Source organism: Achromobacter sp. 1012554356 (assembly GCF_059760815.1).
Map to the genome: position 1 here is coordinate 78,863 of NZ_JCBANC010000004.1, position 13,564 is coordinate 92,426.

Annotated in this window: 11 protein-coding genes; 2 read left to right on the plus strand and 9 right to left on the minus strand. The window is 66.1% G+C overall.

The window, feature by feature from the left end; genetic code table 11:
- Positions 1–37: 37 nt before the first annotated feature.
- Genes AC6LJW_RS02995 through AC6LJW_RS03015 form a run of 5 tightly spaced genes read right to left on the minus strand, consistent with a single transcriptional unit; the run spans position 38 to position 5,806 of the window.
- Positions 38–796, minus strand: a complete 759-nt coding sequence (locus tag AC6LJW_RS02995; protein ID WP_427987236.1) for an iron ABC transporter ATP-binding protein — start codon at positions 794–796, stop codon at positions 38–40.
- On the minus strand, positions 793–1,779 hold the full coding sequence (locus AC6LJW_RS03000) for an iron chelate uptake ABC transporter family permease subunit (RefSeq protein ID WP_498086481.1): 987 nt from the start codon (positions 1,777–1,779) through the stop codon (positions 793–795). Before AC6LJW_RS03000 ends, AC6LJW_RS02995 begins: the two co-directional genes overlap by 4 nt.
- Positions 1,772–2,764, minus strand: coding sequence for an ABC transporter permease (locus AC6LJW_RS03005; protein ID WP_056562323.1), 993 nt, complete (start codon positions 2,762–2,764; stop codon positions 1,772–1,774). The genes AC6LJW_RS03000 and AC6LJW_RS03005 overlap by 8 nt, the downstream gene beginning before the upstream one ends.
- Positions 2,765–2,792: 28 nt before the next feature.
- Entirely contained in the window at positions 2,793–3,743 is a 951-nt protein-coding gene (locus AC6LJW_RS03010; protein WP_498086482.1) for a siderophore ABC transporter substrate-binding protein, read from the minus strand.
- A gap of 41 nt (positions 3,744–3,784) precedes the next feature.
- A complete protein-coding gene (locus tag AC6LJW_RS03015) occupies positions 3,785–5,806 on the minus strand; it encodes a ligand-gated channel protein (protein ID WP_056562327.1) in 2,022 nt (673 codons plus the stop codon).
- A 210-nt stretch (positions 5,807–6,016) separates the two neighbouring features.
- On the opposite strand from AC6LJW_RS03015, the gene AC6LJW_RS03020 reads away from it, so the two are divergent.
- Together AC6LJW_RS03020 and AC6LJW_RS03025 are read left to right on the plus strand one after the other, a co-directional pair.
- Positions 6,017–6,730, plus strand: coding sequence for a response regulator (locus tag AC6LJW_RS03020; protein ID WP_498086483.1), 714 nt, complete (start codon positions 6,017–6,019; stop codon positions 6,728–6,730).
- Positions 6,730–8,151, plus strand: coding sequence for a HAMP domain-containing sensor histidine kinase (locus tag AC6LJW_RS03025; protein ID WP_498086484.1), 1,422 nt, complete (start codon positions 6,730–6,732; stop codon positions 8,149–8,151). The genes AC6LJW_RS03020 and AC6LJW_RS03025 overlap by 1 nt, the downstream gene beginning before the upstream one ends.
- Positions 8,152–8,172: 21 nt before the next feature.
- On the opposite strand, the gene AC6LJW_RS03030 is transcribed toward AC6LJW_RS03025, so the two are convergent.
- From AC6LJW_RS03030 to AC6LJW_RS03045, 4 genes are all read right to left on the minus strand, one after another.
- Positions 8,173–10,422 carry a TonB-dependent receptor domain-containing protein gene (locus AC6LJW_RS03030; protein ID WP_498086485.1) on the minus strand — a complete coding sequence of 750 codons (2,250 nt, stop codon included), beginning with the start codon at positions 10,420–10,422 and terminating at the stop codon, positions 8,173–8,175.
- A 226-nt stretch (positions 10,423–10,648) separates the two neighbouring features.
- Entirely contained in the window at positions 10,649–11,467 is an 819-nt protein-coding gene (locus tag AC6LJW_RS03035) for a TatD family hydrolase (RefSeq protein ID WP_056562338.1), read from the minus strand.
- Positions 11,468–11,546: 79 nt separating this feature from the next.
- Positions 11,547–12,260, minus strand: coding sequence for an ABC transporter ATP-binding protein (locus AC6LJW_RS03040; protein ID WP_056562341.1), 714 nt, complete (start codon positions 12,258–12,260; stop codon positions 11,547–11,549).
- Positions 12,253–13,533 (minus strand): lipoprotein-releasing ABC transporter permease subunit, encoded by a 1,281-nt coding sequence (locus AC6LJW_RS03045; RefSeq protein ID WP_056562344.1) that lies wholly within the window; start codon positions 13,531–13,533, stop codon positions 12,253–12,255. The genes AC6LJW_RS03040 and AC6LJW_RS03045 overlap by 8 nt, the downstream gene beginning before the upstream one ends.
- Positions 13,534–13,564 lie beyond the last annotated feature (31 nt).

Genomic DNA, 13,564 nt, shown 5'->3' on the forward strand with positions numbered 1-13,564 from the left:
TCGATCCGGCGGGCGCCCAGCAATGGGGCGCCCCGCCTCAGCGGTAGTACACGCAGATGCGCTTGCCGCCGATCTCATGCACATCGATCGGCAGTTCATACAGATCGCTCAGCACGTCCGGCCGGATCAGTTCGGCCGGCGTGCCGTGCCGCGCAATCCGCCCCTGCCGCATCGCCACGATGCGGTCCGCATAGCTGGACGCAAAGTTGATGTCGTGCAGCACCAGCACTACCGTCTTGCCCAGTTCATCGGCCGCGCGCCGCAAGGTGCCCATCATCGCGACGGCATGCTTCATGTCCAGGCTGTTCAAGGGCTCGTCCAGCAGCACGTAGCGCGTGTCCTGGCACAGCACCATGGCCACGAACGCGCGTTGGCGCTGGCCGCCGGACATCTCGTCCAGATAGCGGTCCGCCAGCGGTTCCAGGTTCAGGTACGCAATGGCCTGATCGATGTGGACCTTGTCGTCCATCGTCAGCCGCCCGCCCGTGTGCGGGTAGCGGCCGAACGCCACCAGGTCCTTTGCCGTCAGCCGCAGCGGCAGGTGGTTGTCCTGCCGAAGAATGGCCAGGCGCCGGGCCAGTTCGCGGCTGTCGGCGCGCGTGACGTCCAGACCTTCGACCAGCACCCGCCCCGCGCTCAGCGGCAGCAAACGGCTGACCATGGACAGCAACGTCGACTTGCCCGCCCCGTTCGGCCCGATGATGGCGGTGACGCCGCCGGCAGGCAGGTCCAGGCTGACATCGTCGATCACAACGGTGTCGCCATATTGCTTGCTGACGTTCTGGATTTCTATCATCGGCGCCCCCTGCGCAAGATCAGGACGAGGAACATCACGCCGCCCACGAATTCAATCACCACGCTGACCGTGGTGTTCAGCCCAAGCACGCGCTCCAGCAGCGTCTGGCCGCCCACCAGGAAAATGACGCTGAGCAGCGTCGCGGCCGGCACGGTGTACCGGTGCCTGTCCGAGCCCATGGCTTGATACGCCAGGTTGCTGACCAGCAGACCGAAGAACGTCACGGGACCGACCAGCGCCGTCGACACGGACACCAGCACCGCAATCGCCGCCAGTGTCACCACCAGCGTGCGGCGATAGTCAACGCCCAGGTTCAATGCCATGTCGCGGCCCAGCGCCAGCACGTCGTAGCGCCGGCGCATGCGCCAGACGAAGAACGACGCGGTGCACACGGCGCCGAAAGCGATCGGCAGCAGCTCAACGCGTACCGAATTGAAGCTGGCGAACATGCGGTCCTGCAGGACCAGGAATTCATTCGGATCGATCAGCCGCACCACAAAGCTGGACAGGCTGCGAAACAGCAGTCCGAAGATGATGCCCACCAGCATCATCAAATGCAGGCTGCGCACGGCGTCGGAAAACAGCCAGCGGAACAGCAGGCACGCGAACGCCGTCATCGCGCACACTTCCAGGAGAAACGCCGCGACCGGATGACTGGCGGCGGCCGCCGCCTGCCCGAAGCCGAACACCACGACCGCCTGGATCAGCAGGTACAGGGCGTCGAAGCCCATGATGGCGGGCGTGAGGATGCGGTTGTGCGTGATGGTCTGGAACAGCACGGACGACACCGCCACCGCATACGCCACCAGCAGCATGGCCAGCAGCTTGCCGCCACGAAAGGGAATGACGAACGACCATTGGCCATTCGCGCCCAACGTCATGAAGGCGGCAACGCAGATCAGCGCGCCGGCGCCCAGTGCCGCAAGGCGCCACCTCTGCGGCGCGCGCGGGGCCACGCGGAGAATCGAGGCGGTTTCAGCCAAGGCGGTTCCTCCGCGAGCGCAGCAGCCACAGGAACAGGATGCTGCCCAGCACGCCCACCACGGTGCCGATGGGGATCTCGTAGGGGTGGATGACCAGCCGGCCGATGATGTCGCAGGCCAGTACGAATGCGCCCCCAAGCAACGCCACCCACGGAATGGCGCGGCGCATGTTGTCGCCCAGCACCAGGCTGACGGCATTGGGCACGATGAGGCCCAGGAACGGGATGCTGCCGGCCGTTACGACCACCACGGCCGATATGGCCGAAACGATCAGCAGGCCGACCAGCGTCAGCCGTGCATGATTCAGCCCCAGGTTGGACGCGAACTCGCGGCCCATGCCCGCCACGGTGTAGCGGTCGGCAGCGGCATAGGCCGCGCAGGCCAGCGCAAACCCGATCCACAGCAGCTCATACCGGCCGCGCAGCACGCCGGAGAAGTCGCCGGTAGTCCACGCATGCAGCGACTGCAGCAGGTCGAAGCGGTACGCCATGAAGGTCGTCACCGCCTGGATCACGCCGCCCAGGATCAGCCCGATCAGCGGCACGATGAACGGCGTGCGCAGCGGCACGCGGCGCAGCAAGGCCAGAAACAGCAAGGTGCCCGCCAGCGCAAAGCCCGTGGCCGTCACCATCTTGCCGATCACGGACGTATCGGGCGCCAGCAAGGTGATGACCAGGATGCCGAGGGTGGCGGATTCGACGGTGCCGGCCGTCGTCGGCTCCACAAAGCGGTTGCGCACCAGCATCTGCATGATGAGGCCGGCGACGGCCAGCGCCGTGCCTGCCAGCAGCAACGCGAGGGTGCGCGGGATGCGGCTGACCATCAGCAGCCGCCATGCTCGCTCGCCCTCTTCGCCGCCGTTCCACAGCGCGGCCCAATGCATCTGGCCCGCGCCCAGGCTGATGCTTGCCACGCACAACAGCAGCAACACCACCACCACGGCCGTCAAGCCGCCCCACCCGCCGATTGCGCGCCGCCAGCTCACCGGCAGCCCTTCCCGTCTTGCATGCTGCTTACTTTCCTTGCGACAACGCCGCGGCGATCTGATCCACGTTGTGCTGCATGGCCGTCAGGCCCGCGCTGCCGAGCAGATACCAGTTGAAGCCGTTCAGATAGACCACGCGCTGGTTCTTCCACGCCTTGGTCGGACGCACCAGTTCGTTGTCCAGCATGCGCTGCGCCGACACGCCTTCACGGCCGATGGCCGCGTCGCGGTCGATCACGAACAGCCAGTCCGGATCGGTCTGGGCAATGAACTCGAACGAAATCGCCTGGCCGTGGTTGGACACGTTCAGGCCGGTCGCGGCAGGCTTGACGCCGAAGGCGTCGTGGATCACGCCAAAGCGCGAGCCCGGCCCGTAGGCGCTCATCTTGCCGCCGGTTGTCAGCACGATCAACGCGGTGCCGGCGTTGGCGGCCTTGCCTTTCAGGGACGCAATCGACGCATCCAGCGCGGCCAGCTTTTCCTTGGCCTCGCTCGCTTTGCCGTATAGCGCGGCCAGCGTTTCGGTGTTGCGCCGGACGCTGCCGACCAGGTCCTTGGCGTCGACCGTCAGGTCCACGGTTGGCGCGATCTTGGACAGCTCGTCATACTTGGGCGCCGAGCGGCCGGCCACGAAAATGACTTGCGGCGCGGCGGCGTGAATGACCTCGTAGTTGGGCTCGAACATCGTGCCGGCCTTCAGATATCGCTTGTCGGCGAACTGGCTCAGCTGCGGGGGCAGCTTGGCGGCGCTGGGCACGCCCACGGGGTCCACGCCGAGCGTGTGCAGGGTGTCCAGCACGGCCAGGTCCAGCACGATCGTCTTGGACGGATTGGCCGGCACCGCGGTTTCGCCGCGGGCGTGCTTGACTGGCGTGGTGGACTGCGCGGCGCACACGGCTGCCGCGGCGCTCAAGGCCAGTGCCACACCGGCCCGGGTTGCCCAGCGGCGGGCGGCGCCCGCCTGTTTTCCATTGTTCATGCAAACCTCTCTGTAATGGGGCGCCAGGCGCCCCGTCATTCTCAGAACTTCACGCCCACGCCTAGCCAGTAACGGCGGCCGTCTTCGACGTAGCCGAAGTCGTCGTAGGCGACCTGCTTGTCGAACAGGTTGTAGATGCCGGCATACACCGACACGGTCTTGTTCACGGCGTACGAACCGCCCAAGTCCACGAACGTGTAGGACGGCGCGACCAGCGCGTCCGACGACGGGCCCGTGGTCGGCTGGCTCTCGCGGCCGCGGAAGTTTAGGCGGGCCCACGCCTGCAGCGCGTCGGACGGCTGCCAATTCACCGTGGTCGTGAACAGATGCTTGGGCAACTGGTTCAGAGGCTCCCCCTTGTACTGGCCGGACTTCTGCTCCGACTTCGTGAAGGTGTAGCTGCTGGTCATCGACCAGTCGGCCGCCAGCGGCAGCTTCAGGCTGGCTTCCACGCCGCGCGACACAGCCTTGTCCACGTTCATGTACGTGGTGGGGTCCGAGCCGAACTGGTTGGGGCCGTCCGTGCACTGCGACAGGGGGCACGCCACGCGGGTGATCTTGTCCTTGAAGTCGTTGTTGAACAACGTGATGCCGGCGTTCATGCCCTCGCCGTCGTCATACAGCAGGCCGATTTCCTGGGTCACCGACTTTTCGGGCGTCAGGTCCGGATTGCCGTACATGTTGCCGCCGCGGCTGGTCTGGCCCCAGCCGGCCACGGTCTGGCGCAGGTCGGGCGCCCGGAAGCCGGTGGACACGCCGCCCTTCAGCGTCCAGCGTTCGGCCATGTGCCACACGCCATACAGGCGCGGGCTGAAGTGGCTGCCGAAATTCTCGTCCTGATCCATGCGCAGGCCGGTCGTGAGAGCAAAGCTTTCGGTCAGGCGCCATTCGTCTTCGGCGAACAATGCCCATTGATACCGTTCCACGTTGCTGGGGCCGCCGGGCAACTGATTGCCGTTCTGGTCATCCAGACGTTGATTGAGATAACTGCCGCCCAAGGTCAGCATGTGCGAACCCAGCGGCAGCGACCAGCTCGTCTGCAGGTCCAGGTTCTTGATCTTCATCTGGCGCGAGCGGTTGTCGAACTCTTCCTGCTGCACATAGCTGTCGGACACGCCCCAGCCCCAGCGGCCGGTGTGCGACAGCGCCCACTTGCTGCTGCGGTAATCGGTTTCCGACGACGCCGGGCAGCCCGTGCGCGGGCACGCGGTGCCGGGCGGCAGCGGCTCCACCGTCTTGCCCAGGGTGTCCTGGAACTTCTGGCGCATCGTGGTCGCTTCCAGCACGATGTCGTGATCGCGATTGGGCGTCAGCGCCAGCTTGGCGGTCACGCTTTCAGCGTTGCGCTTGCGGTAGCCGTTGTAGATGTTGTCTTCGTCGCGCTGCGTGGCCTGGCCGTAGATCTGCAGGCCCAGCAGGTCGTTCTTGATCGGGCCGGCCAGGTAGAAGTTGCCCTGGTAGATATCGCCCGACTTGCTGCTCTCCTGGATCGTCGTATCCATGCGGATTTCGCCGTGCCATTCGTCGGGCACCTTGCGCGTGATGATGTTGATCACCCCGCCCATGGCGTCCGACCCGTACAGCGACGACATCGGGCCGCGCACCACTTCAATGCGCTCGATGGCCGACAGCGGCGGCGTCCAGCCACCCTCCACACCCGTCGAATCCGAGTTGGTGCGAGTTTCGCGCGAGCTCTGGCGCTTGCCGTCGATCAGGATCAGCGTGTACTTCGGGCCCATGCCGCGCAGGCTGATGTCCTGGCGATCGCCGCCGCCCGTGACGATGACGCCCGGCACTTCCACCAGCGCGTCGTTCAGGTCGCGGTAGAACTTCTTGTCCAGATCCTCACGCGTGATGACGCTGATCGAGGCCGGCGCATCCTGGATGCGTTGCTCGAAACCGCTGGCCGTGACGACGACCGTGTCCATCGTCGTGGCCGCGTCCGCGGCCTGTGCCCAGACGGCGGACGGCCCCAAGCCAAAACCCGCGGCGCACAAGGCGGCGGCCAGTTGCGTGCGCGACGCGGCGATGCGCTGGCCGCCGGCCAGTTCTTTCCTGCTCATGATTCCAACTTCTCCCGTCCCCGGTTTACGCCACGCCCCACGCGCGGCACGCCCCGGCTCCAACTTATTAATGAAAACCATTCTCATATTAGAATTGGGGCTTGCAGCACGCCGCAACACGCTTTCCGCAACTTTTATCTTCTTTGCATTTCTTGACACTCCGGCGCGCAGCGTTCGGCCACACTGCCGGATGCTCGACGCCCAACACGCATGCCTTTCACTCATTCAGCGGTGGCGCGCCGCATCTTGCTGATCGACGACGACGTCGAGCTGGCGCAGATGCTGCGCGAATACCTGGAACCCCATCAATGCCAGCTGACGCTGGCGCACACCGGCGCTCAAGGCATGTCCTTGCTGGCGCAGGACGATTTCGACCTCGTGCTGCTGGACCTGATGCTGCCCGACGGCAACGGTCTGGATCTGCTCAAGCACTACCGCCAGCGCTCGCGCCGCCCCTTCATCATGTTCACCGCGCATGGTGGCGAGACCGACCGCGTGCTGGGCCTGGAGTTCGGCGCCGACGATTACCTGGCCAAACCCTTCAGCCCGCGTGAGCTCAAGGCCCGCGTCACCGCCGTGCTGCGCCGCTTTGAAGAAACGCCCGTCCCCGCCAGTCCGTCGCTCAGCCTGGGCGCCCTGTCGCTGGACCCGGCCACCGGCCGCGCGCGCATGGGCGCCGACGAAGTCATGCTGACCGGCGCCGAGCAGCGCATCCTGGAGATCCTGATGCGCGCCCCAGGGCAGGTGATCGCGCGCGACCAGATCGGCCTGTATGCGCTGGGCCGCGCGCCAGACCGCTACGACCGCAGCATCGACACGCACATCAGCAGCCTGCGCAAAAAGCTGCGCCTGGATCAACACGCCGACACGCTGTCCATCCGCAATCTGCGCGGGCTGGGCTACGTGCTGGCGGGCGCTGCGTGATGACGTTGTTGCCCGCCCGCTCGCTTTTCTGGCGTGCGTTCCTGACGTTCTGGGGCGCCATGGCGGTCATCCTGGTCTGCGGCATGGTGCTGACGGCATCGGTGGCCTGGTACCGCTTCAACTCGCTGGACGGCTTGAATCCCGGCAACCTTACGCGCGATGCCGCGCAGGTCGCGCGCACGCAGGGCCGGGACGGCCTGGAACGCTGGGTGCGCGCCATGGACGACAGCTACTCGGCGCTGAAGATCTATGTCATGGATGCGCAGGACCAGGAGATCCTGGGCCGGCGCCTGCCCACGCGCCTGCATGACTGGCTGGTCGCGTACCGCGCCGCGCCCGAGCGGCCGCCGCAGTCCGACTATGTGCCGGCCGATCCCGCGGGCGAACGCGTGTCGTGGTGGGAACCGCAGATCCTGATCCTGCCGGATGGCTCGGAACTGCTGATGCTGTTTCTGCCGTTCGATTCGTCGCGCTGGGAAGTCCTGGCGTTGTCGCCCGTCGCGCTGGCGCTGCTGCTGTTCGCGCTGGCGGTGACCGCGCCCTTCTGCTGGGCATTGACGCGCCACATTACCGCGCCGCTGGCGCAATTGCGCCAGACCACGCACGCGCTGGCCGCTGGGAAACTGGACACGCAGACACCGCCAAGACTCGCCACGCGCCAGGATGAACTTGGCCTGCTGGCACGCGACTTCGACGCCATGGCCGTGCGATTGAAGGCGCTGGTCGACACGCGCGAGCAACTGCTGCATAACGTGGCGCACGAGCTCAGGTCACCGCTTGCGCGCCTGCGCCTGGCCTCTGAACTGGCGCGCCGCAACGACGAACGGCGCGATCTGCAGCTCGACCGCATCGAACGCGAATGCGAGCGGCTGGACGCCTTGGTGGGCAACACGCTGCGGCTTGCCCGCGTGGGTGCGCTGCCCGTCCCGACCGAACCGCTGGACCTGTCGGATGTCGTGGCCGGCGTCGTGGACGATGCCCGCTACGAGGCCGAAGGGCGGCATCTGCAAATCGATTGGGACACGCCAGCGCCCATCCGCATTGCCGGCGACCGCGCCAGCCTGGCCAGCGCCATCGAGAACGTGCTGCGCAATGCCCTGCGTTTTGCGCCCGCGCACAGCGTCATCCGCGTGCGGCTCTTGACCAGCGCCAGCGAAGCCAGCCTGGAGATCGAAGACCGCGGCCCGGGCGTTGCCACGCAAGAGCTCACCTCGCTTTTCGAACCGTTCTATCGCGCGGGCTCTGCCGGCGCCGCCAGCACGCCCGGCGGCGGCGCGGGGCTGGGACTTTCCATCGCGCAGGCCGCGATTGCCGCGCACAAGGGATCGATATCGGCCCGCAACGTCGCCCCGCATGGCTTGAGCGTGCGCATGGACCTGCCGCTGCTATCCGCCTCCGTGGCGCGCCCCGCTACGGGATGACGCCACGGTCGACGCCCAGCATCAGAACGTGATGTTCGCCGACATCCACAGACGGCGGCCTTCCAGCACCTGCCGGTACGCGTTGCTCCAGCTGGCATTGGCCGCTGGCGCCGTCGCGCCGACCTTGGCCGGACCGTAGTCCACAAAGTTCTTGTCGAACAGATTCAGCACCGAGGCCGACAACGTCACGTTCTTGCTGACCACATACGAGCCCCCCATGCTGGCCAGCCAGTACGGGCTATAGAACACCTGTTTCTTCTCCCAGTTCATGTCGTTGAACTGACCCGCGCGGTATTCGCCGCGGACCCACGCGTTGAACTGATCGTTGACGCGCCAGTTCAGCCCCAGATTCACTGCGTGACGCGGCTGCGAGCCCAAGGGCTGACCGCGCCTCGCGCCCGAGGTGACCTCACTTGCGGTCAGCGTGTAATTGCCATTGAACGACAGCCCCGCGTACAGCGGAATCCGGCCGCCCAGCTCAAAGCCCTGGATGGTGGCCGAATCGATGTTCACGCGTTGCGAGAAGTTGGCCACGGGCACGCCGTTGCGCTCCCACACGCCCAGGTCCAGGCAGCCCGGCGCGGGGCCGCCCGCCGCCAGGCAGTTGGGCACGCTCTGGCTGTCGATCTTGTCCTTGAACTTGGTATGGAAAGCGGTCAGGTTGCCGGACAGCCCTGCTCCATCGTCAAACAGCACGCCCAACTCGGACGAGGTGCTGGTCTCCGGCTTGAGCTGCGAATTGCCGAGCAACGGCATGGTGCCCTGCGCGCCGAGGCCGATGATGCCGTCGGTCATCAGGTTGATGTCGGGCGTCTTGTAGCCCTTGCTGACGCCGCCCTTGAAGGTCCACGCCGGCGTGGCGTTCCAGACCAGGTAGCCGCGCGGACTCCACTTGCCGCCGAACTGCTCGTTGCGGTCGTAACGCGCGCCGGCGGTCAGCGCCACGCTGTCCACGATGCGCCATTCGTCTTCCGCGAACAGCGCCCATTGGTACTGCCGCAGATTCAGCGGCGCCGACACCAGCGTGTCCTTGAACTGCTGCTCGCGCCACTGGCCGCCCAGGGTCAGGTTGTGGCGGTCATTAAACAACGGCATCGTCCACTTGGTGTCGAACACCCAGTTGTCGTATTCCAGGTCGCGGCTGGACCCGTCGGTGGGTTGGCGCGGCGTGCTCATCGGATTCGTGCGGCCGATGGTCTCGGTGGTGTCGGAGACCAGGCTGGTGTCCGAACTGACCGAACCGCCGTAGCGGCCCAGATGCGTCAACGCGTAGCGCTGCCGGTTGAACTTCATCTCGGGATCGTAGCCGCCGCCCTGGCGGTTGGGCGCCACGTCGGCGTTCAGCGTGCCTAATTCCCCGTTGCTGTTGTCGAAGGTCTGCCAGTTGCTGTCCACGTCGAACAGGATGTCGTGGTTGCGGTTCGGCGTCAGCGACAGGCGCAGCCCCATGTTCTGCTGCGTGCTGTCGCCCAGTCCGCTGAAGCTGGCAATGTCGCCGGTGTAGTCGCCGCTGTCGTAGTCGGCCTGGGTGGCGGGGTAGCTGCCTGTTGCGCTCAGGCGCCGGTAGTGGCCGCCGCGCAGGCTCAGGCCGAGCTTGTCCGTCTTCAGGGGGCCGCTCAGGTAGAAGCCCGCGCCGTAGGTGTTGCCGAAACGGTTGTCGCCCTGCAGCGTGCCGTCCAGCGTCAGTTGGCCCGTCCATTCGCGGGCGACCTTGCGCGTGATGATGTTGATGACGCCGCCCATTGCGTCCGAGCCGTACAGCGTGGACATCGGGCCTCGCACCACTTCGATGCGCTCGATCGCGGCCATCGGCGGAATGAAGTTGGTGTCGACGTCGCCGAAGCCGTTGGCCCGCGCCCCCGAACTGTTCTGATTCATGCGCTTGCCGTCCACCAGCACCAGCGTGTAGTCGCTGGGCATGCCGCGGATGCTGATGTTCATGCCGCCAGCCTTGCCGCCGCGCTCGACCGACACGCCCTCCACGTCGCGCACCGCGTCGGCCAGATTGTGGAAAGGCCGCGCTTCCAATTGCTCGCGCGTGATGACCGAAATGGACGCGGGCGCGTTCCGGATCTCTTGTTCAAACCCCGATGCAGTGACCACGACGGTGTCCAGCTGCGTCACGCCCAACGTGTCTTCCATTCCGGCCGTGCCGGTCTGCGCGTGGACGTTTGCGGCGGCAAGCGCCAACACGATCGGCAAAAGACGGAATCGCGCGCAGGGTGTTGAAGCGGCTCGTGCAGAGCCGTTAAAGCGTTTCTGAGTCGACATGGGAATCAAATGAAAAACCGCCCGATCAAGGCGGCTCGCGCTGTGCGCTGATTGACGTGCTAACGAACGCCAATGATAGGTATTCCCATTACCCAAACTCAATGCCACGAAGGCGTTTTCGAAGAATCGTTAGAAGAGTCGATAGGAGATTCGGACTGGTCCGACGAACGCAATCTTCCCGCACGACGACATCATCATCGCGCACGCGTCTTCGAAGTCAGACAGGTCAGTCCGCGTCAGCCAGAATCGCTGCCGGCAACCTTGGCAACACCCGCATCGCGTTCGCGGTGGTGGCGTGCGCCACCTGCCCCGGCGTGATGCCGCGCAGTTCCGCCAGCACCTGCGCAATGCGCGCCAGTTCGCCGGGACGATTGCGCCGATTGGGTTCGTGCAGCCAAGCGGGCGGGATGTCCGGTGCGTCGGTCTCCAGCACCAGATGCTCCAGCCCGACGTCCACCGCGTGGCGACGAATCTGCAGCGCCCGCTCGAACGTCATCGCGCCGCCCATTCCCAGCGCAAAGCCATGCTCGATGAAGGCCTGCGCCTGCTGCGCGCTGCCATTGAACGCGTGCGCGATGCCGCCGATGCGCGGATGGCGGCGCAGGTACTTCAGCAAGATGTCCTGGGATTTGCGCACGTGCAGCAGCACGGGCAGGCCAAACTCGACGGCCATGTCCAGTTGCGCGGCGTAGAACCGTTCCTGACGTTCGCGCGGCGCACCCGAGGCGATCTCCGGCACGAAGAAGTCCAGCCCGATTTCGCCGATGGCGACAAAGCGCGGATCGCCCAGGGATTCCTTGATGGTCTGGCGCAGCACGTCCAGATCGGCGTCGTCGGCGCGCGCGACGTACAACGGATGAATGCCCAACGCATAGGCGCCGCCGGCAATGCTGGCGGCCAGGTCACGCACGACCGCAAAGTTTGCCCGTTCGATGGCGGGGATCACGATGGCCTGGACGTCCGCGTGGGCGGCGTGGTCCGCCACCTCGGTCCGGTCAGCGTCGAACTCCCGGGCGTCCAGGTGGCAATGAGTGTCGATGAGCATGGGCGTGTCCTCCTTGTGCGGATTATCCGCCCGCGGCCGCCGCGCGGACCCGCGCGGGCGGCTGTCGCTGCGGACCGGGCTAGCCTGACACCAGGCGGCCGTTTTCCATCAGCAACTGACGGTCGGCGCGGGCGGCAAGCTCGGGATCGTGCGTGACGATCGCAAATGCAGTCCCCGACTCCTGGTTCACCCGCGTCAGCAGTTCGAACATGTTGTGGGCGGTGTGGCGGTCCAGGTTGCCCGTGGGCTCGTCCGCCAGCACGCACACCGGGCGCGTCACCAGCGCGCGCGCCAGCGCCACGCGCTGCCGTTCGCCGCCCGACAACTGCCCCGGGAAGTGCCCTTCCCGGGCGGACAGGCCGACCAGTCCGAGCACTTCGCGTGCCGCCTCGCGCGCCTTGTCGCGGTTCTCGCGGCGCACGATCAGCGGCATCGCCACGTTGTCCAGCGCTGAAAACTCGGCCAGCAGGTGGTGGAACTGGTAGACGAAGCCCAGGCTGCGGTTGCGCACCGCGCTTTTCTTGGATTCGGACAGTCCGATGCCCACCTGGCCGTCAACGGAAACCGAGCCGCTCGTCGGCACGTCGAGCAGCCCCAGGATGTGCAGCAAGGTGCTCTTGCCGGATCCCGATGCGCCCACGATGGCGACCATCTCGCCGCGCGCGACGGACAGGCTGACATTGCTGAGCACTTCGATCCGGGCAGGGCCTTCGTCGTAGACCTTGACGATGTTCTCGGCCTGCAGCGCCGGTGTCGTTCCGGCCTGCGGCTTCTGCGTCGGGGTATCAATCATGGCGCAGCACCTGTGCGGGTTGCAGGCGCGAGGCGCGCCAACTCGGATACAAGGTCGCCAACAGCGAAAGCACCAGCGACGTCACGCCGATGGTGACGATGTCGCCCACCTGCGGGTCGGACGGCAGCGCGCTGATGAAATAGATTTCGCGCGGCAGAAAATGCACGCCCAGCATGCGCTCGATGAACGGCACGATCACGTCGACGTTGTAGGCGATGGCAATGCCGCCGGCCACGCCCAGCAAGGTGCCGATCACGCCGATCAGCGCGCCTTGCACCAGGAAGATGCGGGCCACTTCGCCTGGTCCCGCCCCCAGCGTGCGCAGGATGGCGATGTCGGATTGCTTGTCCTTGACGGCCATGACCAGCGAGGACAGCAGGTTGAACGCCGCCACGGCCACGATCAGCGCCAGGATCAGGAACATCATGCGCTTTTCGGTCTGCACCGCCGCAAACCACGTGCGGTTGTTGCGCGACCAGTCGCTGGCCATGACGTACGGCGGCAGGACGTTGCGCAGCTCGGCCGCCACTTCGGGGGCCTTCTGCATGTCGGCAATGCGCAGACGCACGCCGGCGGTGCCGCTTTCGCGGAACACGCGCGCGGCGTCTTCGTTGTCCACGAACGCCAGCGAGGAATCGTATTCGTAGTGGCCCGACGAGAATACACCCACGACGGTGAACTGGCGCATGCGCGGCGCAAAGCCGGCGGGACTGATCGAGCCCTGCGGCGCCATCATCAGCAACGTGTCGCCGACCTTGACGCCCATGCCGTCGGCCAGCTCGTTGCCCAGCACCACGCCGAAGCCACCGGGTTTCAGGTCGGTCAGCTTGCCAGACACCATCTGGCGCGGCAGGTCCGACACGTTGCCCTCGGTGCCGGGGTCGATACCCCTGACCTGCACGCCGCGCAGCGCCTGCCCGCGCACCAGCATGCCCTGCGCCGCCACGAAGGGCGCGCCAGCCTTGACCTCTGGATTGCGCTCGGCGGCGGTGGCAAACTGCTGCCACTGCTCAAGCACCCGTTCGGGCGATGCGCCAGGAAGATAGAGTTCGATGTGCGGCAGCACCGACAGCATGCGGTCCCGCACTTCCTTCTGAAAGCCGTTCATCACGGACAGCACCACGATCAGGGCGGCAACGCCCAGCGCGATGCCCGCCATGGAACTGGCGGCGATGAAGGAGATGAAGCGATCGCGGCGGCCGCGTCGCTGGCGGATCCGGGCAAGGCCCGCATAGCGGGCGCCGATCCATAGTTCGTAGGGTATTTTCAGCACGTGCGCATTATTGCATTAACCGCCCGGAAAT

Excerpts from the sequence above, each read along its gene's own strand:
- AC6LJW_RS02995 (WP_427987236.1), bottom strand. The coding sequence starts at position 796 with ATGATAGAAATCCAGAACGTCAGCAAGCAATATGGCGACACCGTTGTG.
- AC6LJW_RS03010 (WP_498086482.1), bottom strand. The coding sequence starts at position 3,743 with ATGAACAATGGAAAACAGGCGGGCGCCGCCCGCCGCTGGGCAACCCGG.
- AC6LJW_RS03015 (WP_056562327.1), bottom strand. The coding sequence starts at position 5,806 with ATGAGCAGGAAAGAACTGGCCGGCGGCCAGCGCATCGCCGCGTCGCGC.
- AC6LJW_RS03020 (WP_498086483.1), top strand. The coding sequence starts at position 6,017 with ATGCCTTTCACTCATTCAGCGGTGGCGCGCCGCATCTTGCTGATCGAC.
- AC6LJW_RS03025 (WP_498086484.1), top strand. The coding sequence starts at position 6,730 with ATGACGTTGTTGCCCGCCCGCTCGCTTTTCTGGCGTGCGTTCCTGACG.
- AC6LJW_RS03030 (WP_498086485.1), bottom strand. The coding sequence starts at position 10,422 with ATGTCGACTCAGAAACGCTTTAACGGCTCTGCACGAGCCGCTTCAACA.
- AC6LJW_RS03035 (WP_056562338.1), bottom strand. The coding sequence starts at position 11,467 with ATGCTCATCGACACTCATTGCCACCTGGACGCCCGGGAGTTCGACGCT.
- AC6LJW_RS03040 (WP_056562341.1), bottom strand. The coding sequence starts at position 12,260 with ATGATTGATACCCCGACGCAGAAGCCGCAGGCCGGAACGACACCGGCG.